Consider the following 22,419-nt stretch of genomic DNA (forward strand, 5'->3'; position numbering starts at 1 on the left):
TCTGATCGAGCTGCTCCCGTGAGGGGGCGGTGTCGATCGAGGAACAACAAGCAGGTTGGTGCTGGTAAGGCGGGTGAACACCTCTTCCATTCCGAACAGAGCCGTTAAGCCCCGTACTGCCGATGGTACTGCTGTCACAAGTGGGAGAGTAGGAAGGTGCCACCTGCTGTTATTAAACGCGAAAGCCGTTACCCGATCCGGGTGACGGCTTTTTGCATATATAAGCTATTTTACGACGAGGAGCGAGATCCGCATGCCTGAATACAATATAAGGGCGGCTATAGAGACCCCAGATGGGATTCACCATAGCCGCCCTTATGTTATAAGTGGTATTAAGCGAGTTCGAGTTCGCTGAACGTTGGGAGGGTGATTTTAGCAAGCAGCTGTTCTTCGAGCAGATCGGCCCAGGCGTTCATGTATGCCACTACATCATCCCGGACATTATGCTTGAGGTATCGTTTTTCGAGCGGAAAACGAGCCAGTACTGCCCGATCATCCAACCGTTCGAGGTGCTTGAGATCTTCCAGCATCAAGCCAGCGTTCAGCATTTCATTGATCACAATATCCAGCGGCATCTGACTGGTGGGGCAGTAATCATCGACCTGTTCATTCCAGTCACCGTAGCGCTGCATGGCGTACTGGTGAATTTGATCTTTGTTTAGCTTGGTTAAAACCTGCGCCAGATTGCCACAGTTGCAGCCACCCATATGACCCCACTGGTAAGGAGATCCATTAGCCAGATTACGAGCCGTACGGCGCAACGCATCAATAAGTTCGGGGGTTGGTCGTGCCATGATAAAACAAGGTTTATTGATTGACTGGCTAACAGCCTGTTAATCCGTTTTGTTCGCCGTTGGCGTTGGGTGTTGATAGATTATCGAACCAGCTCCATCAGGTCTTTATCGTTCACTTCTTTACGGATATCGGCCATGTCCAGGAAGCGCGTGTAAATGCCATCCAGGGTTGGTTTATCGTAACGGAAGCCCAGCAGTTCGAGCCGATGTTTGAGGGCATGACGGCCGCTGCGAGCCGTCAATACGATAGACGACTCCGGTACACCCACATCATGCGGATTCATGATCTCGTAATTCTCCGAATGCTTTAGAAAGCCATCCTGGTGGATACCCGACGAATGCGCGAAAGCGTTGCGACCAACAATGGCTTTGTTCGCCTGTACTGGCATGCGCATCATCTGCGAGACAAGATTGCTGACGGGGAAAAGACGGGTTGAGTCAACATTGGTGTAGTAGCCTAGTTCTTTGTGTACTTTAAGCGCCATGACGACCTCTTCCAGGGATGTATTGCCCGCCCGTTCGCCAATGCCATTCATCGTAACCTCAACCTGACGAGCGCCGTTCATCACACCCGCCAGCGTATTGGCGGTGGCCAGGCCCAGATCATTGTGGCAGTGGATCGAAATAGTAGCCTGATGGACGTTGGATACGTTTTCGTAGATGTAAGCGATTTTACGACCATACTCGTCGGGCAGGCAGTAACCGGTCGTGTCCGGGATATTGACAACCGTAGCACCGGCCCGGATGACAGCTTCGGTCAGCTGCGCCAGGAAGACCAGGTCTGCCCGTCCGGCATCTTCAGCGTAAAACTCGACATCTTCAACGTACGTTTTGGCGTGTTTGACGGCTGCTACGGCCTGCTCCAGGATCTTCTCCCGCGTACTACCAAACTTGTTCCGGATATGTATATCCGAAGAGCCTATGCCCGTATGGATACGGCCCCGTTTAGCCAGTTTCAGCGCTTCACCAGCCGCGTCGATATCACCCTTGACCGCCCGGCTTAGCGCGCAGACGGTTGGTTCTGTAACAGCTTTGGCAATTTCAACAACCGAGCGAAAATCGCCGGGGCTGGAAACCGGGAAGCCGGCTTCGATAATGTCAACCCCAAGTCGCTCCAGTTCTCTGGCCACAACAATCTTTTCTTCGGTGGTTAGCTGACAGCCGGGAACTTGCTCACCATCGCGCAGGGTGGTATCGAAAATATAAACTCGCTGGCTCATACTTAGTAGTAATGACTGATTGGCAATTTATCTGATTGTATAAAAAATGCTCTTCCTGTTGCGAGAAAGAGCATTTATAGGAAAGCCTATCTTTCTCCGTCAACAAACGTAAGGTTTCTGCAGTCGGTTAAGTGAAGGCATCAGGATCATCGGCGAAATTTCGCTGGTTGCGTAAACACGCTACAAAAATAGAGTTTTAAAAAAGATCTGCAAATGAAATTTTATTTTTAATACCAGCCTATCTGACAGCTATGCCTGAAGGAGTTGCAAAATTTGCTGCCCCATGGCATCGGTTCCTAACACATGCTCGGGCTGGGTGGTTGGATCAGCAATGTCACGGGTCCGGTAGCCGGCTTTCAGCACAGCGTCTACGGCGCCGACAACAGCTTCGGCTTCGGCTTTCAGGCCAAAGGATATGTCGAGCATCAGTGCTACCGATAATACAGAAGCCAGCGGGTTAGCTACTCCTTTGCCGGTAATATCATGCGCAGAGCCATGGATAGGCTCATATACGCCGGTATTGTCGCCAACAGAAGCCGAGGCCAGCATACCCATCGATCCGGCAATCTGGCTGGCTTCGTCGGTCAGGATATCGCCGAAGAGGTTGCCCGTAACGACAACGTCAAACCGTTTTGGATCTTTGATGAGCAGCATGGCGGCAGCATCGATGAACTGGTGTTCGACCTCTACGTCGGCGTATTCGGGGGCAATTGCCTGAACCACTTCCCGCCACAGTCGGCTGCTTTCCAGTACGTTAGCTTTATCTACCGAACAGAGCCGCTTGTTACGGGTGCGGGCGGCTTCGAACGCCTTCCGAACAATACGTTCTACTTCGTATTTGCTGTAGATCATTGTATCGTAGGCGGTATTGCCTTCGTCGAGTCGTTCGCGTTTGCCAAAATAAACATCGCCGGTCAGTTCACGGAAGAACAGGATGTCGGCACCCCGCAGAATTTCGGGCTTGATACTCGATGCATCGAGCAGTTCGTCAAAGAGTTTGATGGGCCGCAGGTTGGCGTAAAGTCCCAGTTCTTTGCGCATCTGCAGCAGACCCTGCTCGGGACGGACTTTGGCGGTAGGATCGTTATCGTACTTGGGATGGCCAACGGCACCGAACAGGATTGCATCGGCTGCCCGCATTTTGGTCAGGGTTTCGCCGGGCAGGGGCGAGCCGGTTGCTTCGATAGCGACGTGGCCAATAAGGGCTTCGTCGTAGGTAAATTCGTGACCAAATTTCCGGGCAATGGCTTCGAGAACCTGCTTGCCAACGGTTGTTACTTCGGCACCAATGCCGTCGCCGGGAACTACAAGGATGTGTTTTTTCATGAAAAAGAGAATGGAGAAACGCGTAGATAAGAGGAGACGGTGCTGCGAACGTATACGATCGGACCGGCTCTCTTTCAGCAGGCGTTTCCTTTAGTCTAAAGTATTCAACATTTTTTGGGTTGCCTTAATCGCCGATACGGTCTGATCAGAGTCGAGGCCCCGGGTTTTGAATTCGTGATTTTTGACTTTCCAGGTGATGATGGTCTCGCAGAGCGCATCCGTACGGCCACCGGTCGGAATCCGTACGGCGTAGTCGGTCAGTTCGGGCAGAACGAGCTTTTTGCGGCTGTAAATTTTCTTCAGCGCGTTCATAAACGCATCGTACTGCCCGTCGCCCTGGGCATTTTCTTCAAACTGTTCGCTATCGATGCGTACTCGTAATGTAGCCGACGGCTTCAGGTCTTTAGAATGAGTCAGCACGTAGTTGAGCACTTCTACCCGCGATGCCACCGCGTTGGTGTTGAGCACGTCGGCAATAACATAGGGTAGGTCCTCGCGGGTAACGACCTCTTTCTGGTCGCCCAGTTCGATAACCCGCTGGGTCACTTTCCGAAGGTCATCGTCCGATAGCTGAATACCCAGCTCACGCAGGTTGTTCTCGATATTGGCTTTGCCGGAGGTTTTACCGAGGGCGTAGCTGCGTTTGCGACCGAAGCGTTCGGGCAGCAGCGTGTTAAAGTACAGATTGTTTTTCTTGTCGCCATCGGCATGGATGCCGGCCGTCTGGGTGAACACATTGTCGCCCACTACGGGTTTGTTATCCGGAATCCGAAGGCCGGAGAACGTTTCGACAATTTTGCTGACCTGATAGAGCGATTTTTCGACCACCCCCAGTTTTACCTCCGGCATGAAGTCGTGCAACACGGCCAGGGTGCTGGCCAGGGGTGCATTACCGGCCCGCTCACCCAGCCCGTTTACGGTCAGGTGAATGCCGTGGGCGCCGGCCCGTATGGCTTCCATCACGTTGGCCACCCCGAGGTCGTAGTCGTTATGGGCGTGAAAATCGAAGTGGAGCCTGGGATAGCGGTTTACCAGCTGATAAACGAACTGATACGATTCGGCCGGGGTCAGCACCCCCAGTGTATCGGGCAGAAGAACCCGGCGGATGGGTTGGGTTTGCAGAAAATCCAGAAACTGAAATACGTAGTCGGGCGAGTTACGCATGCCATTGCTCCAGTCTTCCAGATACACATTGATCTGAAACCCGGCGAGCTGAGCCTGGCTAACCATCTGTTGAATATCGCCAAAATGCTGGTCGGGCGTTTTCTTGAGCTGATGAGTCAGGTGGTTCATGGACCCCTTCGTCAGCAGGTTCATGACTTTAGCGCCCGATTCCCGCATCCAGTCGAGGGAGGCTTGCCCATCGACAAAGGTCAGCACCTCGACCCGGTCGAGCAAACCCATACCGGCTGCCCAGCGCGTAATCTGCCGAACGGCCTCCAGCTCGCCCGCCGACACCCGTGCCGACGCCACCTCTACCCGATCAACCTTTACCTCGGTAAGCAGTACCTGGGCTAACGCTAGTTTCTCGGACGCCGAAAACGACACCCCGCTGGTCTGTTCACCATCGCGGAGGGTCGTATCCATAATTTCAATATAACGGCGGGTTTTCATGAAGCAAAATGAGTGGTTGAGCAAACGAGTGATGGAGTGGCCAGTGCGCCTGATAACGCGCCCAATTTACTCCATCGCCATTTACTCAATCACTCAGTAAGGTTAGAACGGTCTGGTATCGGCAAAGGCTTCGATTTCGGATTTCATCGACAGGAGGTAGTCGATGTCGTCGTAACCGTTGAGCAGGTTGTGCTTCTTGTACTCGTTGATGGCGAAGCGCTCACTATCGCCCGTTGCCAGGAGGGTGATGGTCTGCTCGGGCAGGTTCACTTCCAGTTCGGTGCTGGGGTCGGCTTCGATGGCTGCGAAGATTCTGTCCGCAAACTCGGGGCTTACTGTAACGGGCAGGATGCCGACGTTGAGGCAGTTGTTCTTGAAAATATCGGCGAAGAAGCTCGATACGACGCAGCGGAAACCATAGTCGTAAATAGCCCAGGCTGCATGTTCGCGGCTCGATCCGCTGCCGAAATTTTTGCCACCCACCAGAATTTTACGGGCTGGGCCATTGCTCGAATAGGTTGGATTGTTGAGTACAAAATCGGCCTTGGGTGTGTTGTCGGGGTTGTAGCGCCAGTCGCGGAACAGGTTGTCGCCAAAACCTTTGCGCTCCGTCGCTTTCAGGAAGCGGGCAGGAATAATCTGATCCGTATCGACGTTCTCGATGGGCATCGGAACGGCCGCACTGCGAAGAATGGTGAAATTATCGTAAGCCATGTTTACCGTAATAAGTTATGAGTGATGAACGATGAGTGATAAGTGTTAAGGTCGGTCGGTACATATCGGCCGCTCATAACTCAGCACTCATAGCTCATCGCTATATGAATTCTCTGGGATCGGTGACTTTGCCTGTTACGGCGGCTGCAGCGGCAACGAGCGGGCTGGCCAGCAGGGTACGGGCGCCTGGCCCCTGACGACCTTCGAAGTTGCGGTTCGAGGTAGAAACGGCGTATTTACCGGCCGGAATCTTGTCTTCGTTCATGGCCAGACAGGCTGAGCAACCCGGCTGACGGAGTTCAAAACCGGCTTCGGTCAGGATGTCCAGAATACCTTCTTCTTTGATCTGTCGCTCAACCACGTGCGAGCCCGGTACGAGCCAGGCCGTAACGTTATCGGCTTTCCGGTGGCCTTTTACGATCGACGCAAACGCGCGGAAATCCTCGATCCGACCGTTGGTGCAGCTGCCCAGAAAAACGAAGTCAATGGGTTTGCCGACCATCGATTCGTTCTCGGCGAAGCCCATGTACTGCAACGATTTTTTGTAACTGGCCGCGCCGTCTTTTACCGCTTCGGCTATTGGAATCTGCCGCGATATACCCGTGCCCAAACCGGGGTTGGTACCGTACGTAATCTGCGGTTCGATAGTGGCCGCATCGAAGGTCAGATCTACGTCGAACTCGGCCCCGTCGTCGGTGCTGAGCGACTCCCAGTACGGAACCAGCTTATCCCAGGCTTCGCCTTTAGGCGCCATTTCGCGGCCGTTCAGGTAGTTGAGGGTGGTCTGGTCGGGGGCAATTATACCACCGCGCGCGCCCATCTCGATGCTCATGTTACAGACCGTCATGCGGCCTTCCATGCTCATGTTGCGGAACACCTCGCCGGCGTATTCGACAAAGTAGCCCGTTGCGCCACTGGCCGAAATCTGCGCGATGATGTAAAGAATGACGTCTTTGGGCATGACCGCCTTACCAAGCGTACCGTTTACCGTGATCCGCATTTTCTTTGGCTTCGGCTGCATGATACACTGCGAGGCCAGCACCATTTCTACTTCCGAGGTACCGATTCCGAACGCAATGGCCCCAAACGCACCGTGGGTCGACGTATGCGAGTCGCCACAGACGATGGTCATGCCGGGTAGGGTGATGCCGTTTTCGGGGCCGATTACGTGCACAATGCCGTTTTTCTGGTGGCCCAAACCCCAGTGTGAAATGCCATACTTAGCCGTGTTGACTTCCAGCGCCCTGAGCTGATTGGCTGATAGCGGATCGGCAACGGGTAGGTGCTGGTTGAGGGTAGGTGTGTTGTGATCGGCGGTGGCGAAGGTTCGGCCGGGAAACAGTACCGGCGCGCCCCGGCCCTCGAGACCCAGAAACGCTACGGGGCTGGTTACTTCATGGATGAAATGACGGTCGATGAACAACACATCGGGGCCATCTTCGACGTGCCGGATGACGTGCGCATCCCAGACTTTATCAAATAAGGTTTTTGGGGTACTCATTGTTGTAGCGGAAACTTTGTTCGTAGCTACAAAGGTGATGAGTTGTTATCAGGCCGGCATCTCGTTACGCGTCCAATAAATAGCGTTTTTGGTTCTTGATTGGCGAATGGACGGAAAACTACATTGGCTGGTAATGATGATGCGTGAATATAATCAGCTCTATCAACGGTTTGCCGCGTTTTGCCGCATTCGCTTGGGGCCGTACCAAAGCCAGAATCCGGTTACCGTAAACAGCAGCAGGGCCAGGCCGGTAATGGTAGTGTAAACGAGTTTGATCTGGCCGTCGCTGGTTCCGGCGTAGAAGTCGAGGATAGAGCCGTCGTGGATTTTCTCGATAAAGTCGGACCGTCGTTGTTCGATGTGGAGCAGTTTGCCGGTGGCGCCATCCAGCTGTACACCCCAGAAATGATCGGCAAACACGAATTTGACCATGCCTTTATCTTTCCGAACGTCGATCCGCTCCAGCTCCAGCGACAATTCGGGCGATATCGAGTCCTGTACTATCCGACAGGCGTTTTTATGCAGGCTATCGAGCGGCAGCCAGTCTGCCAGATTGGTCGATGTGCCTTTGTAGGATTTGGGGAGCAGGAGCCCACCGCTATTTTTCTTCCAGCCCAGCAGTAAACCGGTTACGGAGATAAACAAAAAGAACACAAATAACAGAGCCCCCGTTGTTCGATGTAGTTTTCTGGAAATCCGTAATACTTTGGCTTGCTGTTGTCTTTTCTGGCTCTCCGTCATAATGGATTGTAGAGGGTATTGCAGGGTTTTCAGCGCTGCATAAACTAAGCCGCAAACTACAGCGATTTCTGGTAAGAAGTAAGTACCGCCCAGGTTACTAAGACGTCGATGACGCTGCTCGCAGCAAGTAATGGATCGTTGAGCTGCGTATTAACACAAGGCGGTGATCAAGGCCCCAACCCGTTGATCAGGAAACGTGTTTTTAGCTTGAGGCTGAGTTGCTGAAGGACAGTCCTCCTGTTGTGTCTGTTTCGAGCATGAGAACGAACGGTGGTTCGTGTCAAACTCAATTACCCCGTTTGGGCGTGGTGCCGTACTGCTGTTTGTAGGCCTTGATGAAATGGGAAACGCTCTCGTAGCCGATCTCCATGCTGACTTCGGAGACGTTTTTGGTGGTGTTGCGGAGCAGAAATGAAGTGTATCTTACCGAATGACTATATTTGTTCATGGCATATCGATTAGATAGAAGCGCCTTTCATGCAGGTACCTTCGAGCAGACCGAGCAATATCACATGGCCTGCCAACCCACTGCATATGCTGATCGTTTGCGTGTAGCCGCCTACTTGAACAGTGTGGCTTACCGCTACGATCCTGATAAACCGCCCCGCCTGGACAGAACCGCCTTCTCGGCGCGCAAGCACACCAGTTAGGATGGCAAATCTCTTCAATGATGATTTTCGTGATTTCCTGCACGCGCTGAAGGTGTGTGGCGTTCGCTACGTGTTGGTGGGTGGTTACTCGGTGATTCTACACGGGTATAGTCGAACCACGGGCGATATGGATATCTGGGTTGAGAAATCGGTTGACAACTATGCTCGTTTAGTCGAGGCTTTTGCGCTTTTTGGCATGCCAACATTTGACATGACGCTCGATAACTTCCTTAGCAATCCTGCTTTTGACGTATTCACATTTGGTCGTCAGCCAGTAGCTATTGACATCATTACCGCTATAAAAGGGCTTGTATTTGAAGAGTCGTATGAGCAGGCTTCCGACGTTGATGTGGAGGGTGTGCAGGTTCGGCTCATTCATTACAATCATTTACTTCAGGCCAAGCGAGCTGCCGGGCGCCCTCGTGATCAAAACGACATCGATAACCTTCGGCGGTCAAATCAATAGACAGTTTTTACTCAATTACCCCGTTTAGGCGTGGTGCCGTACTGCTGTTTGTAGGCCTTGATGAAATGGGAAACGCTCTCGTAGCCGATCTCCATGCTGACTTCGGATACGTTTTTGGTGGTGTTGCGGAGCAGAAAGTGGGCGTGCTCGAGCCGTCGCTGGCGGATCCAGTGGCCGGGCGAGGTATGAAACTGTGCTTCGAAGTCGCGTTTGAAGGCCGATAAGCTCCGCCCCGACAGCCGTGCCAGCTCGTCCATCGATAAGGGTTTGAGCAGGTAGGTATTCATCAGGTAGTTGAGATCCGCTTTCTGGCCCTGGTAAATGTGGAGCAGTATGGCCCGCAGCTGACCGCTTGTATCGAGTTCGAGCAGGTGGAGCAGTAACTCCTGAAACTTAAGCCGAAGCAGTTCGTTCAGAAACGGTGTGCCCGACCCGAAATACGGCAGCAGCGACTGAATAAATGTCGTAAAGGCAGGCGAAGAGGTCAGCGACAAAATAGGCTCGTCGGGCAGCGGACGGTGCTGGTCCTGAAAGAGCGAGAGGTGCTGATTAACAAACTCCTTGAGCATCTTCTCATTAACGAAGAAGACCAGGCTTTTGTAGTTCGCGTCGATGGACTCGTTCATGGAATAGCACCCCCGCTGAAAAAACAGGATCTGCCCTTTCCGGACGTGGAGCTCCTGGGTGGGCGAGTTGAATTTTTTCTCGCCTTCCAGCACAACGATTACGGCATGCTCCTCAAAAAAGACCTCGTTCCGCTCGGGATACACATCGCTCCGATACGCCACAAAAGTCATCTCCGAACCGTCGGACCGCGAACCGTCGGACCGCGAGCCGTCGGCCGGGTCGGTGCCAGGTCGGCGGATGCTCAGCGACGCAAACTGACTGGGCTGTATGGACGATGGGACGCGAAGCATGTAGCTATAATTTATTCAGCTCCTGCTCAACTAGTAAATCTATCCATTCCTTGTTTGAAGGAACTTCTGTCAAAATAGCATTCCAGATGATTTGATACTCAATACCCCAATAGTGGTGAATCAGCCGGTCGCGTAACTTGGCAAAGCCACTCCAGTTAAATTCAGGATTACTGAAACGAATATCTTCGGGCACATTTTTACAAGCCTCTCCCACAATTTCGAAACTTCGGACAAAGGCCCGAATCAAATCGTCATTCGTAATAAAATCATCATAACTCATATCGGCTGACCGCCCCATTAAATACGTCAGTTCTCGTTGTATATGCTGTAAAAACTCAAGCGTTGAACGGGACATATTCGATCTCTTTTTCAACTTCTCGTTTAACAAACGAAGCCATTCCTTCCCAAGTAAGCAAGTCGACTTTTCGATTGAGAACCTTTTCCAGATAATCGGCCATGTTCATGAAATTCCGAAAGGTTTTTTTCCCTTCCTGAAATTCAACCACAAAGTCTACATCGCTATCCGGAGTCTGTTCATCTCTCACAAACGATCCAAATAATCCTAGTCGGGCTGCCCCAAACAATTCTATAGCTGATCGGTGCGAATGAACCCGCTCAAATACTTGCTGCTTATTGGTAACGGCCGTTTGCATAGGTGTTAATTGGGGACAGCCAAATTTAGATCAAAAACTGGAACAAATCGGGTTTGTCATTGACGTGCTCGAACACGATATTCTGGGCCTGCATACGCTGGATGAGCGGCTCAAAATCGTCGCGGTTTTTCAGTTCGATGCCGACCAGCGCGGGGCCGGTTTCGCGGTTGGTTTTCTTGGCGTACTCGAAGCGGGTAATATCGTCGGTGGGGCCGAGCACGTTCAGGAAGTCGCGGAAAGCACCGGAGCGTTGCGGAAACCGGATAATGAAATAATGTTTGAGCCCTTCGTACAGCAGCGACCGCTCCTTGATTTCTTCCGTACGGGTAATGTCGTTGTTGCCGCCCCCTACCAGACAAACTACGTTTTTGCCTTTGATTTCGTCTTTCAGCAGATCGAGCGCGGCAATGCTGAGGGCGCCGGCGGGCTCGGCCACGATGGCTTCTTCGTTGTAGAGTTGCAGGATGGTTGTACAAACCTTACCCTCGGGTACCAGCACCACCCGGTCGAGGTTCTGGCGGCAGATTTCGAAGGTGATATCGCCCACGCGCTTCACGGCCGCTCCGTCGACGAACTTGTCGATATGGTCGAGCGGAACAACGTGGCCCTCGTCCATCGATACTTTCATGGAAGGCGACCCCAGCGGTTCCACGCCGATCAGTTTGGTTTTAGGGCTAAGCTGCTTAAAAACCGTCGACACCCCCGAAGCCAGTCCGCCCCCGCCAATGGCCATCAGCACGTAATCGATCTTGAAATTGGCGTCTTTGAAAATTTCCAGCCCAACGGTTCCCTGGCCTTCCATCACCAGTATGTCGTCGAAGGGGTGAACAAAGGTGCTGTCGTGGGTCTGTACGTACTCGTTGGCAGCCATGTAGGCATCGTCGTAGGTATCGCCGATCAGGACCACGTCAACGAACTCTTTACCGAACAGTTTTACCTGCTTCACCTTCTGGTTTGGGGTGGTGGTAGGCATGAAAATCGTGCCTTTAACGCCCATTTTCCGGCAGGCATAGGCCAGGCCCTGCGCGTGGTTACCGGCGCTGGCGCAAACCACGCCTTTGGCGAGCGCTTCCTGAGGCAGCGACGCCATTTTATTATAAGCACCCCGAATCTTGTACGACCGGACCACCTGCAGGTCTTCACGCTTCAGAAAGATGTTGGCTTCGTAGCGATCCGACAGGTTCAGGTTTTCCTGCAGGGGCGTATGAGTTGCAATGCCACGGAGCCGGTCGGCCGCGAGGTATATATTGTCGAGATCGGGAGCGAGGGTATGCTGATCGGTGTCTACCACGGCTGTTGCTGATGAGTGCTTTTTGTACAAAAATACAAAATCTCTGCCGGGGATAGGTAACGAGCCAAAAGCCCGTTAAGAAAACAAAGTAAGGATAACAGCCTCGGGGCTAAGGAAGCGGGTGGCTGTCCAAACCTGGCTCAAACCCGCAGCGAGCCACGAAAGCCACGGGCGGCATAGTAGGAGGGGGCGCTGTTGTGGAAAACAAAAACATGGCCGTAGCGATATTCGGCAAAGAGCGCACCGCCCAGTTTTCGGATAGCGGCCGGTGTCTGGATCCAGCTCGACGTTTTGGTATCGAAGGCGCCCAGTTGCTGCAGCGCCCGGTAGTGCTCCTCGGTGAGCAGGTCGATACCCAGTTCGGCCGCCAGATCGACCGCGTTATGTTCCGGCCTGTTCTCTTTTCTCGAGTCCTGACCCTGGCGGTCGTAACAAACGCTCCGACGACCTTTGGGGCTTTCGGCCGAACAGTCGTAAAAAACGTACTCGTCTGTCGCGCTGTCATACGCAACCACGTCGGGTTCGCCACCGGTCGATTCCATTTCGTTAAGCGACCATAATTTGGCTGGGTTCGCGTCCAGCTTTGCCGCCACGTCGGCCCAGGCAACGTCCCGATGACGGTTTTTGTTCTTCTCAAACCGCGCTTTCAACACACGGAGCATTTCTTCGCGTTGGTCTGGAGTCAAAACGGGTTGGTTTGCCGGGGCCATGCAGTTGAATTGTGTAGAGGTGGTTTATAGAACTAGGTCAGTTATCATGTGATAATCCCTATAATAGTCGCTGTTGTTTATTCTTTTGTTGTTTTTTTGTAGTCTTTAATAATCAAATAAATGGCTATAATGAATGTAATCAGGAAAAGTATATCTAACACAGGCATTTTGAAGCTGAGCGTTTGAAAATTAAAATGCCTTAGCAGCGTGGTTCCCAATGTGAACGCTACAATGATAAACACAACATTTACTCCCTTTTTGTTTTCCATGCGTTTGCTATTTTATAATGAAGTCGATCAAAAAACCTAGGAGAATGGCGGCTACAGTAAACGTTATCATGCCAAGCATATAAGCAAAGAATGCTTTCACATAATTTATAATTTTATCCCTTCCGAAAAAACTGCCTATTGCCCAGGAACAGTAGATAATACCCACTAGGCCACCGATGGCCATCAAATTTGCTTTTGTTAATCCTTGTGCCAAAGCAAACAGAGCAAAAATCAGCATGCCTATTCCCATCACAAAGCAAAGTAGAATTAAAACCTCAAATAGGTTATAATTAGATTTTCTGAAGAATAGTTTTATCCACAAAGTAATGAATATACCCATAATGATGTTGGCATAGCCATAGTGCCCTTGTATCCACGAGAAAATTTTTACCGTTGTTGTTAATTCAGCGCCTTTAAATTTTACATAATCGTCTTCTATGTGAAAAAAACTGATTGCAACCGAATAGATTAATGAGGTTATAATGATGAAAATAATTGGCTTTACGAGTCGGTTCCTGTTCTCAGATAGATAATTTCTGACGTTTTGCCCTGGGTTTGTTATTAGCTCCCTGATTGTATACAAGATACCACGCTCAAAATGCAGCACATGTTCAATTTCATGAACAATGTAATGACCATCGATCCGTTTCAGATTCGTTGGATGTCCACAATCTGGACAATAATTTGAATGTACTTCGGTAGTACAGTTTTTACAGTTCATTTTGTTGGTCAATGTTTGTTGATTATTTACTTAAGGTTGGTTTACTATCGTTGTCATAAATGCTAGATATGGATGATATGCCGACGTTCTGCTTTCTATATTATTGGTATTGAAATTAATTTAAAAAAATTTTAATATCAATTATGATGGTTTGTATTTTTCATCGACTGAAATCAAAACTAGTTATTGGTCATAAGAAGGCGGTTTATGCTATAACTTTGTTTCATTCACGAATGTCGATTTAGTGGTTTGTGGCGATAATTATAAATTCATAAATATGCGAAATGTTCGTTATTTTATTTGTGATTCATAGCTATGACCTGTAAAGCTAACTATTCAAAAGAAAGTAGGTTGCTTCTTGGATTGTCAAGAGTTTCAATGTAAATTTTTACTTGCACTTAATGCTCTTTCATTTTTTTTCATTCAATATGACTTAAAGCTTTTAGGCTGTAGGACAGATTATTTGTTGCTGTATCATGTTGGCAATATTGTTGTTGGCTAATGACTCTCAACTATATTCGATATCAGTTCCGCTTTAGAATAGGTATGTGGCAATGTAGTAGCGTAGACCAAATATATCAACAGTTTCGTTTAATTATGACCCTTCTACAAACAGCAATCGGGTAGTAGCTGGCCTGATGGCTGCTCTCTACCCGATTGCCTGTCAACAGGTATTTGGTTTAGTTGCGCTCGGGTCGCAGGTTGCGCACGGCGGCACCGGCCTGCCACATTTCGGAGTCGCGGAGTTCAGCCAGCTCGACTTCCAGCTTCTCGCGGTAGTCGGGCTGCGAGTTGCGGGTGATGCTGATTTCGGCCTGCTCCTGCGATTTTACCGAGTTGTACAGTTGTTCGAAAACCGGCTTAGTGGCGTCGCGGAAGGGTTTCCACCAGTCGAGGGCACCGCGCTGGGCCGTGGTCGAGCAGTTAGCGTACATCCAGTCCATGCCGTTCTCGGCTACCAGCGGCATCAGCGACTGGGTTAGCTCTTCGACCGTTTCGTTGAAAGCCTCGGAGGGGCTGTGGCCATTGGCGCGCAGCACTTCGTACTGGGCCGCAAAAATACCCTGGATAGCGCCCATCAGCGTGCCGCGCTCACCCGTCAGGTCGGAGGTTACTTCTTTGTAGAAATCGGTTTCGAACAGGTAGCCCGAGCCAACGCCGATTCCCATGGCGATGCATTTCTCACGAGCCTGGCCGCTGGCATCCTGATAAATGGCAAACGACGAGTTCAGGCCTTTTCCTTCTACAAACAACCGGCGCAGCGACGTACCCGAGCCTTTCGGCGCTACCAGGAATACGTCAACGTCGGCCGGGGGAACGATACCGGTTTTCTCTTTGTAGGTCACGCCGAAGCCGTGGGAGAAGTAGAGCGACTTACCCGGCTTCAGCGCGGCTTTTACCGTTGGCCACAGTTCGATCTGGGCGGCATCGGACAGCAGGAAGCAGATGATGGTGCCGCGCTCCAGCGCTTCGTCAATGTCAAACAGCGTTTCGCCCGGAACCCAGCCATCGGCCACAGCCTTGTCGAAGGTTTTCCCTTTGCGCTGGCCCACAATGACGTTAAAGCCGTTATCGCGCATGTTGAGCGACTGGCCAGGACCTTGTACACCGTAACCGATAACGGCGATCGTTTCGTTTTTAAGGGTTTCCAGCGCTTTCTCGAGCGGGAATTCTTCGCGGGTTACGACGTTTTCTACGGTTCCGCCGAAGTTAATTTGTGCCATTTGTGGTACTCTTTTTAGTTGTAAAAAAATAGTGGTTGCAATCGTGTTACTGCTGTCCCAGTGCCATTTCTGTTCTTTTGTCACTCCGACGCAGGAGGGATCCCAGCCCTTAGCAGTCCGGTCGATGACTATCCGTTGAGATCTCTCCTTCGGCGGGATGACAAAAGGAAGGGGAGCGCAAAAGCCAGCCAGGACCCGGAGCGGCCCGGCGGTCTAGAGGTAGTAGGCCCATTCGGCTTCGGGCAGGTACTCGACCAGGCCCTGCTCCGTTTTGCCGACGGCGACCCGGCCCGACCGGACGAATTCCAGAATGTCGTGCTGCTGGCGGATGTAGGCAAAGAAATCGAAGATGTCCGTTTCGGTGCCGGTCTTCTCGACCACCACATAATCCAGCCCCCAGTATACGACCCAGGCTTTGTATTTGCTGTTGATCGTTTCGACGTCGAGGGGTTTGGCGCCCAGCGGAGTCGAAATCTTAAACATGGCAATTTCGTTGTAGACGATCTCGTCGTTGAGATAGCCGAAAACGGCCATTACTTCTACAATTTTCCGGATCTGCCGGACCAGCTTTTCCACTTCTTCGCGCGACTCGTGCTTGATTACGATCGTAAAACGCGATACTCCTTTCCGCTCGGTTTCGGATACGGTCAGGCTTTCAATATTGATGCGCCGGCGCGTGAAAATGATCGTGATGCGGTTCAGCAGCCCGATCGTATTCGACGTAAAAACGCAAATGGTGTAAGTTGTCATGGTATAAGACATTTATTGTCACTGAACCAGTCTGTCGGGAGCGGCCTACCTGCCGGGCACCCGCAGCCATAAGTAGTCAATGACGAATGGTCTGCCAACTTGATTTTTATAAACAAGCCCCGGGCGGGCGTGTGCGATCATACCCGTCAGGCAGCATCGCCACGCTGCACACTAGGCCAATCGAATCTGCGATACGCTGGTGCCGGCGGGTACCATCGGAAACACGTTTTCTTCTTTCTCCACAATGACTTCGAGCAGGTACGGACCGTCGTGGGCCAGCATCCGGTCGAGCGATTCGGACAGCGTCTCGCGCTCGGAACAGGTGTGCCCGTCCATACCGAAGCCTTTGGCAATGGTGATAAAATCGGGGTTTTGCAGTTCTACGAACGAGTAGCGCCGTTCGTGGAAGAGCTGCTGCCATTGCCGAACCATGCCCAGGAAGTTATTATTCAGGATGATTGCCTTAACGGGCTGTTTGTTCTGCACAATGGTGCCCAGCTCCTGCAGGGTCATCTGGAAACAGCCGTCGCCGATGATAGCCACTACTGTGCGGTCGGGCGCACCAACTTTGGTGCCGAACGCGGCCGGTAACGCAAAGCCCATCGTGCCCATGCCGCCCGACGTGACCAGGCTGTTGGGTCGACGGAACTGGTAATAGCGGGAGGCCATCATCTGATGCTGCCCTACGTCGGTAACCAGAACCGCTTCGCCGTTGGTTTTCTTCGACAGGAGATCAATGACCTCACCCATCTGGATTTTCTCACTGTCGCCCGAGAGGCTCGGCACGGTAATGGTCTCGTTTTCAATGACGTCGTATTTCCTGAACTCGTTTCGCCAAACGGTATGATCGTTGGGATGAACGAGCTTGAGCAGCGCCCTGAGGGCTTCTTTGGCGTCGCCCACCACAGGCGCGTCGGCTTTGATGATCTTATCGATCTCGGAAGGGTCGATCTCTATATGAATAACTTTAGCCTGCCTGATGTACTTGCTGGCGTCGCCCGTGACCCGATCGTCGAAGCGCATGCCAATGGCAATGATCACGTCGGCTTCGTCGGTCAGTACGTTGGGGCCGTAGTTGCCGTGCATGCCGAGCCAGCCCACGTACAGCGGGTGATCGGTCGAAATGGTCGACTGGCCCAGCAGGGTAGTAGCTACCGGAATGCCGGTTTTCTCCGCAAACTGCCGCAGTTCGTCTTCAGCTTTTGCCAGCTGCACCCCGTGTCCGGCCAGGATGTAGGGTCGTTTGGCACCGTTGATCAGTTTGGCGGCTGCCTCAACCTGTTCAGGTTTAGGCACCATACGGGGCCGGTAGCTGATGATGGTCCTGCACCGCTCGTAGGAGTAGGGTTGCGTCATCAGCTCCAGCTGGGCACTTTTGGTGATATCGATCAGCACCGGTCCGGGACGACCCGACTGGGCGATGTAGAACGCCCGGGCTATGATTTCGGGAACTTCGTCGGCGGTGGTGATCTGATAGTTCCACTTCGTAATCGGCATGGTAACGCCCATCACATCGGCCTCCTGAAAGGCGTCGGTGCCGAGCAGCTTTTTGCCGACCTGACCCACTATGCAAACCAGCGGGGTTGAGTCGATCAGGGCATCGGCAATGGGCGTAACGAGGTTGGTGGCACCCGGTCCGGAGGTGACCAGACACACGCCCGCCCGCCCCTGCATCCGGGCATAGCCCTGAGCGGCATGGCCTGCGCCCTGTTCATGACGCACGAGAATGTGGTTGATGCGGTCCTGAAAGTCGTACAGAGCGTCGTAAACGGGCATGATGGCACCGCCGGGGTAGCCGAAAATGGTATCGACCTGCTCGGCAACGAGGGAGTGCATCAGGGCCTGAGCGCCGGAGAGGAGCTGAACCGTCTCGGGCGTAGTATCTATATCGGGTGTCACGCTGGCCGTTTCCATAAGGGGGTGCGTTTGAATAGGTTCCGTTCGTTTGTTGCGTGCTGTTGTTAGTTGCGGCTGGCAATCAGTAGCCCGGTCGACCAGGCCAGTTTGACCAGGTGCAGGTCGTGGCGGCCTTCGAGTTCGCGGACGAGTTTATCGACATTGTCGCCATGACCGTCGGGCCAGTTAGGTTGGGGCAGCATGTCGTCGAGTACGTACAGGCCACCCGGCGCCAGCGCGTTCAGGGTGGCGTCGAGATTGGCGTATTTGCCCGGCCAGGCGTCCGCAAAAATCAGGTCGAATGTCTGGTCGGTAGTTTCCAGCCAGTTTCCGGCGTCGGTGCATACGAGCTGAAGGCGGTCGTCGGCACCCAGGACCTGGCGGGCTATGGCCTGATAAGTCGGTTCGTTATCGATCGATGTCAGCGTTGAGTCGGCGTCCATACCGGCCAGGAGCCAGGCGGTAGCCAGTCCGGTACCCGTACCGATTTCCAGCAGCTTCGACTTGGGCTTCGAAGCCGCCAGCATTTTCAGTATCGCCCCCGTTTGCCGGTCCGATGGCATCGAGAAGCGAATGGTCTGGCTGGCCGCTTCAATGTCGGCATAGGCCGGGGGCAAAGTATGGATATCGTCGCTGTACATGCTATAAGTCGTTTTCTCAGAATTCGTCGGTTACGCAGCCTTCGCTGGCCGACTTCACGTTCCGGATGTATTTGCCCAGTACGCCCTTGCTGAACCGCGGCTGGGGCTGTACCCAGTGGCTTCGGCGCTCGGCCAGCTCGTCGTCCGAAATGTGCAGGGTAAGCTCACGGCCAACGGCATCGAGCGTAATCAGATCACCATCTTTTACCAGCGCGATCGGTCCGCCCTCGAAGGCTTCGGGGGTGACGTGACCCACCACAAACCCGTGGGTGCCGCCCGAGAAGCGCCCGTCTGTGATCAGCGCTACTTTGTCGCCCAGGCCCGCGCCCATAATGGCCGAGGTGGGCTTCAGCATTTCGCTCATACCCGGACCGCCTTTAGGCCCGCTGTTCCGGATTACGATAACCTGACCCGGCAGAATTTCTCCTTTCGACAGCGCTTCGATGACTTCACCCTCGTGTTCGCAGACTTTGGCGACGCCTTCGAAGCGTTCGCCTTCCTTGCCCGTAATTTTGGCTACGGAGCCGGTAGGGGCGAGGTTGCCGCGCAGGATCTGAATATGGCCGGTTTTTTTGATCGGCTGGGTGAGCGGAAATACGATTTTCTGGGTATCGAAATTCAGGTCGGGCGCGTCGGCGAGGTTTTCGGCAACCGTTTTGCCTGTTACGGTCATGCAGTCGCCGTGGATCATGCCTTGCTGATAAAGGTATTTCATCACCGCCGGCACCCCGCCGATAGCCAGCATGTCTTCCATATAATACTTACCGCTGGGCTTCAGGTCGGCCAGTAAAGGCGTACGGTCGCTGATGGCCTGAATATCGTCGAGTGACAACGACAGGTTGGCGGCCCGGGCAATGGCCAGGTAGTGCAGTACCGCGTTGGTAGAGCCGCCAAGCGCCATAACGATGGTCAGGGCGTTCTCGATGGATTTGGGCGTAATGATGTCGGCCGGGGTGATATTCTGTTCGAGCAGCACGCGCATGGCGGCTCCGATCTTCTTACACTCTTCCTGCTTGCCTTCGTGCGTAGCGGGGTAGCTGCTGCTGAAGGGCAGGCTGAGGCCCATTGCTTCGATGCTGCTGGCCATGGTGTTGGCCGTATACATCCCTCCGCAGGCCCCCGCGCCGGGAATGGCGTTGCGGATTACCCCTTCGTAATCTTCGTCGGAGATGTTGTTGGCATATTTTTTGCCAAGGGCCTCGAACGCCGACACAATATCGAGTTTCTGACCTTTGTAATGGCCCGAACGGATCGTGCCGCCGTAGACCATAATGCCGGGCCGGTCGAGACGAGCCATCGCCATAACGGCGCCGGGCATGTTTTTGTCGCAGCCAACTACGGTAACGACACCGTCGTACCACTGAGCCGCCACGACCGATTCGATGCTGTCGGCGATCAGATCGCGGCTGGGCAGCGAATACTGCATACCGGCGTTCCCGTTGGTCATGCCGTCTGATACACCGATGGTATTGAAAATAAGCCCGACCAGCCCATTAGCCTGAATGCCCTGTTTCACGTAAACGGATAATCCGTTCAGGTGCATGTTACAGGTATTTCCCTCATAACCGGTACTGGCTATACCGATCTGAGGCTTTTGCATATCATCTTCCGTGAGTCCTACCCCATACAGCATGGCTTTGGCAGCAGGATTGCTTACTTCCTGAGTGAGGGTGCGGCTAAATGCGTTTAGTTCGGTGTTTTTATTAATCATGCTTATAGCGAAATTTCGCTGATTGCGTAATGTTGCTGTAAATAAACAGTCTCTGCTTAACTTATCAAAATTTTTGGCGCAAATCCTGACCAGAGAAATGCATAGACTGACTATAGTGCCTGTATCCTGTTTCGCTCTGCCAGGAAGGATCGGAGCCGTCTGTTGCGGATCTGTGATATTACTTTTACTTTGTACTTAATTTGGTGATTGATATCCCTTTGTAAATCCACGTTACTATGAAACAAACATGTACGCTGCTTCTGACGGCCGGTTTTTGTGCTACCCTTACTCTAGCACATGCTCAAAGTCAGATTGTAACCCCCGATAATCAGGTGGTCAGCATTCAATCTGTAAACGGTACGAACAACCTGTTCATTGGGCAGAGTACTACGGCCACGATTGGCGGAACCGGAACTTTCAATACGTTCATGGGGAGCCAGTCGGGGCAGAGCAATACCTCGGGTTCCTATAATACGTACTACGGCTACAAAGCAGGTTTTCCGAATACTACCGGTAGTAACAACACGCTGGTTGGTTACGAAGCGGGCAAGCTAAACGTATCGGGTAGCGACAATGTGTTTATCGGTTATAACGCTGGCCAGCGTAATCAGGGTGGTCACCGAAACGTGATCATGGGTACGGGGGCCGGGTTTAACGATCTGGACGGTAGCGACAATACACTGCTGGGCGCTAATGCTACGGCCATCGGGGTCGGTCTGTCGAATGCTACGGCGATCGGGGCCAATGCCCGTGTGCTGAGCAGCAATGCCCTCGTGCTGGGTAACGGCGCAAACGTCGGCATTGGTACCTCGTCGCCCGTGGCCAAACTCGACGTGGTGGCCGACCAGCCCGACCAGAGCGGCCTGCGCTTTGGCCAGCTGAACGACCGTAGCCCTGTTTCGGCTCGCACCGACCGGTTCCTGAGCGTCAACGAGCGGGGTGAGGTCGTGGTGGCCACGTACCGGCTGCGTATCAATGAACCAGCCGACTGGGCCGACCGGGTTTTTGCGCCAACCTACCGGCTCCGATCTTTGAGCGAGGTGGCTCAGTTCATCAAAGCCAACCAGCATTTGCCGGGGGTTCCGTCGGCCGAAGAGGTCACCCGCGAGGGGGTCGATCTGGTGCAGATGAACGCCAAACTGCTGGAAAAAGTAGAGGAGTTGACCCTGTACGTGATTGAACTGCAACGGCAGGTGAATGAGCTGAAGTCGGCCGGTGCCGCTCAAAAGCCGGTTAAGTAAACGGGAGTCAGGCCGCTTTCCCTTATTTTTGCGGCATGACAACCGAAACCGCTTCTCACTACGATCATCTTGAGCAGATGTCGGTCCACGACCTGCTTGCCAATATTAACCGCGAAGACAAAACAGTACCGCTGGCGGTTGAAAAAGCCATTCCTCAAATTGAGGCTCTGGTCACCGAGATCGTCAAACGCATGAAAGAAGGCGGACGGCTGATCTACATCGGCGCTGGCACCAGCGGTCGGCTGGGGGTTGTAGATGCGTCAGAGTGTCCGCCCACCTACGGTGTATCGCCCGATCTGGTCATTGGCCTGATCGCCGGTGGCGACAAAGCCATTCGCCGGGCCGTTGAATATGCCGAAGATGATCCGGATCAGGCCTGGCTGGATATAGCACCTTATCATCCTGAACCGCTCGATACAGTGATTGGTATTGCCGCTTCGGGTCGTACACCCTATGTGATTGGCGGCTTGGAGAAAGCCCGGGCGGCCGGATTGCTGACCGGTTGTGTGGTTTGTAACGAAGGGTCGGCGGTGGCGGCAGCGGCCGAATATCCGGTAGAGGTTGTTGTAGGCCCCGAGTTTGTTACGGGCAGCACCCGCATGAAGTCCGGTACGGCCCAGAAGCTGGTGCTCAACATGATCTCGACTTCGGCGATGATTCAGCTGGGCCGGGTGAAAGGTAATAAGATGGTCGACATGCAGTTATCGAACCTGAAACTGCGCGACCGGGCGGCCAAGATGGTCATCAGCGAAACCGGGGTCGACTACGAAACCGCCGAGCAGCTGCTGGCCCAGTACGGCAGCGTCCGCAACGCCGTCGATCACTACCTGAACCCCTGACGGCCTTTCCCGCCGGTGCCTGTCGATGGG

21 protein-coding genes, 1 rRNA gene and 1 pseudogene are annotated in these 22,419 nt (G+C 53.0%); 4 read left to right on the forward strand and 19 right to left on the reverse strand.

The features are described from left to right. Nucleotides 1-54 precede the first annotated feature (54 nt). Nucleotides 55-165 (forward strand): 5S ribosomal RNA (rrf, locus tag B1C80_RS23185). Nucleotides 166-332: 167 nt separating this feature from the next. Here rrf and B1C80_RS23190 read toward each other — a convergent pair. The 8 genes and pseudogenes from B1C80_RS23190 to B1C80_RS23225 all read right to left on the reverse strand — a co-directional run. Continuing rightward, a complete protein-coding gene (locus B1C80_RS23190) occupies nucleotides 333-794 on the reverse strand; it encodes a hypothetical protein (RefSeq protein WP_077923614.1) in 462 nt (153 codons plus the stop codon). Between the two features lie 80 nt (nucleotides 795-874). Continuing rightward, nucleotides 875-2,014 carry a 2-isopropylmalate synthase gene (locus B1C80_RS23195; RefSeq protein ID WP_077923615.1) on the reverse strand — a complete coding sequence of 380 codons (1,140 nt, stop codon included), beginning with the start codon at nucleotides 2,012-2,014 and terminating at the stop codon, nucleotides 875-877. Nucleotides 2,015-2,263: 249 nt separating this feature from the next. Continuing rightward, entirely contained in the window at nucleotides 2,264-3,340 is a 1,077-nt protein-coding gene (leuB, locus tag B1C80_RS23200; protein WP_077923616.1) for a 3-isopropylmalate dehydrogenase, read from the reverse strand. 90 nt (nucleotides 3,341-3,430) lie between these two features. Then, the gene (locus B1C80_RS23205; protein WP_077923617.1) at nucleotides 3,431-4,954 is read right to left on the reverse strand and encodes an alpha-isopropylmalate synthase regulatory domain-containing protein; all 1,524 of its coding nucleotides are present in this window, start codon (nucleotides 4,952-4,954) and stop codon (nucleotides 3,431-3,433) included. A gap of 102 nt (nucleotides 4,955-5,056) precedes the next feature. Then, a complete protein-coding gene (gene leuD / locus B1C80_RS23210; RefSeq protein ID WP_077923618.1) occupies nucleotides 5,057-5,668 on the reverse strand; it encodes a 3-isopropylmalate dehydratase small subunit in 612 nt (203 codons plus the stop codon). A 100-nt stretch (nucleotides 5,669-5,768) separates the two neighbouring features. Next, nucleotides 5,769-7,169, reverse strand: coding sequence for a 3-isopropylmalate dehydratase large subunit (gene leuC / locus B1C80_RS23215; RefSeq protein ID WP_077923619.1), 1,401 nt, complete (start codon nucleotides 7,167-7,169; stop codon nucleotides 5,769-5,771). A 162-nt stretch (nucleotides 7,170-7,331) separates the two neighbouring features. Beyond that, the gene (locus tag B1C80_RS23220) at nucleotides 7,332-7,823 is read right to left on the reverse strand and encodes a PepSY domain-containing protein (protein ID WP_236648902.1); all 492 of its coding nucleotides are present in this window, start codon (nucleotides 7,821-7,823) and stop codon (nucleotides 7,332-7,334) included. Nucleotides 7,824-8,196: 373 nt separating this feature from the next. After that, nucleotides 8,197-8,325: pseudogene (locus B1C80_RS23225) on the reverse strand (helix-turn-helix domain-containing protein); the annotation flags it as partial. A gap of 236 nt (nucleotides 8,326-8,561) precedes the next feature. Between B1C80_RS23225 and B1C80_RS23235 the strand changes: the two are divergent. After that, nucleotides 8,562-9,026 carry a nucleotidyltransferase gene (locus B1C80_RS23235; RefSeq protein ID WP_077923623.1) on the forward strand — a complete coding sequence of 155 codons (465 nt, stop codon included), beginning with the start codon at nucleotides 8,562-8,564 and terminating at the stop codon, nucleotides 9,024-9,026. 11 nt (nucleotides 9,027-9,037) lie between these two features. Here B1C80_RS23235 and B1C80_RS23240 read toward each other — a convergent pair whose 3' ends face one another. From B1C80_RS23240 to ilvD, 11 genes are all read right to left on the reverse strand, one after another. Next, nucleotides 9,038-9,943: a helix-turn-helix transcriptional regulator gene (locus tag B1C80_RS23240; RefSeq protein ID WP_077923624.1), complete on the reverse strand. Its 906-nt coding sequence runs from the start codon at nucleotides 9,941-9,943 to the stop codon at nucleotides 9,038-9,040. 4 nt (nucleotides 9,944-9,947) lie between these two features. Continuing rightward, nucleotides 9,948-10,298: a DUF86 domain-containing protein gene (locus B1C80_RS23245; protein WP_077923625.1), complete on the reverse strand. Its 351-nt coding sequence runs from the start codon at nucleotides 10,296-10,298 to the stop codon at nucleotides 9,948-9,950. Beyond that, nucleotides 10,279-10,596, reverse strand: coding sequence for a nucleotidyltransferase family protein (locus B1C80_RS23250; RefSeq protein WP_077923626.1), 318 nt, complete (start codon nucleotides 10,594-10,596; stop codon nucleotides 10,279-10,281). The genes B1C80_RS23245 and B1C80_RS23250 overlap by 20 nt, the downstream gene beginning before the upstream one ends. 25 nt (nucleotides 10,597-10,621) lie before the next feature. Then, entirely contained in the window at nucleotides 10,622-11,887 is a 1,266-nt protein-coding gene (gene ilvA / locus B1C80_RS23255) for a threonine ammonia-lyase (protein WP_077923627.1), read from the reverse strand. Nucleotides 11,888-12,027: 140 nt separating this feature from the next. Beyond that, the gene (locus B1C80_RS23260) at nucleotides 12,028-12,597 is read right to left on the reverse strand and encodes a DUF4256 domain-containing protein (RefSeq protein ID WP_077923628.1); all 570 of its coding nucleotides are present in this window, start codon (nucleotides 12,595-12,597) and stop codon (nucleotides 12,028-12,030) included. Between the two features lie 276 nt (nucleotides 12,598-12,873). Further along, entirely contained in the window at nucleotides 12,874-13,587 is a 714-nt protein-coding gene (locus B1C80_RS23270) for a DUF3667 domain-containing protein (RefSeq protein WP_077923630.1), read from the reverse strand. A gap of 680 nt (nucleotides 13,588-14,267) precedes the next feature. Continuing rightward, nucleotides 14,268-15,311, reverse strand: coding sequence for a ketol-acid reductoisomerase (gene ilvC / locus B1C80_RS23275; RefSeq protein WP_077923631.1), 1,044 nt, complete (start codon nucleotides 15,309-15,311; stop codon nucleotides 14,268-14,270). 213 nt (nucleotides 15,312-15,524) lie between these two features. Further along, nucleotides 15,525-16,061, reverse strand: coding sequence for an acetolactate synthase small subunit (gene ilvN / locus B1C80_RS23280; RefSeq protein WP_077923757.1), 537 nt, complete (start codon nucleotides 16,059-16,061; stop codon nucleotides 15,525-15,527). 171 nt (nucleotides 16,062-16,232) lie between these two features. Next, nucleotides 16,233-17,975 (reverse strand): biosynthetic-type acetolactate synthase large subunit, encoded by a 1,743-nt coding sequence (gene ilvB / locus B1C80_RS23285; RefSeq protein WP_077923632.1) that lies wholly within the window; start codon nucleotides 17,973-17,975, stop codon nucleotides 16,233-16,235. 47 nt (nucleotides 17,976-18,022) lie between these two features. Next, the gene (locus B1C80_RS23290; protein ID WP_077923633.1) at nucleotides 18,023-18,598 is read right to left on the reverse strand and encodes an O-methyltransferase; all 576 of its coding nucleotides are present in this window, start codon (nucleotides 18,596-18,598) and stop codon (nucleotides 18,023-18,025) included. Between the two features lie 16 nt (nucleotides 18,599-18,614). Further along, nucleotides 18,615-20,309, reverse strand: a complete 1,695-nt coding sequence (ilvD, locus tag B1C80_RS23295) for a dihydroxy-acid dehydratase (RefSeq protein ID WP_077923634.1) — start codon at nucleotides 20,307-20,309, stop codon at nucleotides 18,615-18,617. Between the two features lie 236 nt (nucleotides 20,310-20,545). On the opposite strand from ilvD, the gene B1C80_RS23300 reads away from it, so the two are divergent. Together B1C80_RS23300 and murQ are read left to right on the forward strand one after the other, a co-directional pair. Then, nucleotides 20,546-21,550 carry a hypothetical protein gene (locus tag B1C80_RS23300; protein ID WP_077923635.1) on the forward strand — a complete coding sequence of 335 codons (1,005 nt, stop codon included), beginning with the start codon at nucleotides 20,546-20,548 and terminating at the stop codon, nucleotides 21,548-21,550. Between the two features lie 35 nt (nucleotides 21,551-21,585). Next, a complete protein-coding gene (gene murQ, locus B1C80_RS23305) occupies nucleotides 21,586-22,389 on the forward strand; it encodes an N-acetylmuramic acid 6-phosphate etherase (RefSeq protein WP_077923636.1) in 804 nt (267 codons plus the stop codon). The last annotated feature ends 30 nt before the right edge of the window (nucleotides 22,390-22,419 follow it).

Source organism: Spirosoma sp. 209 (genome assembly GCF_002006735.1).
In the GTDB taxonomy this organism is placed as follows: Bacteria; Bacteroidota; Bacteroidia; order Cytophagales; family Spirosomataceae; genus Spirosoma; species Spirosoma sordidisoli.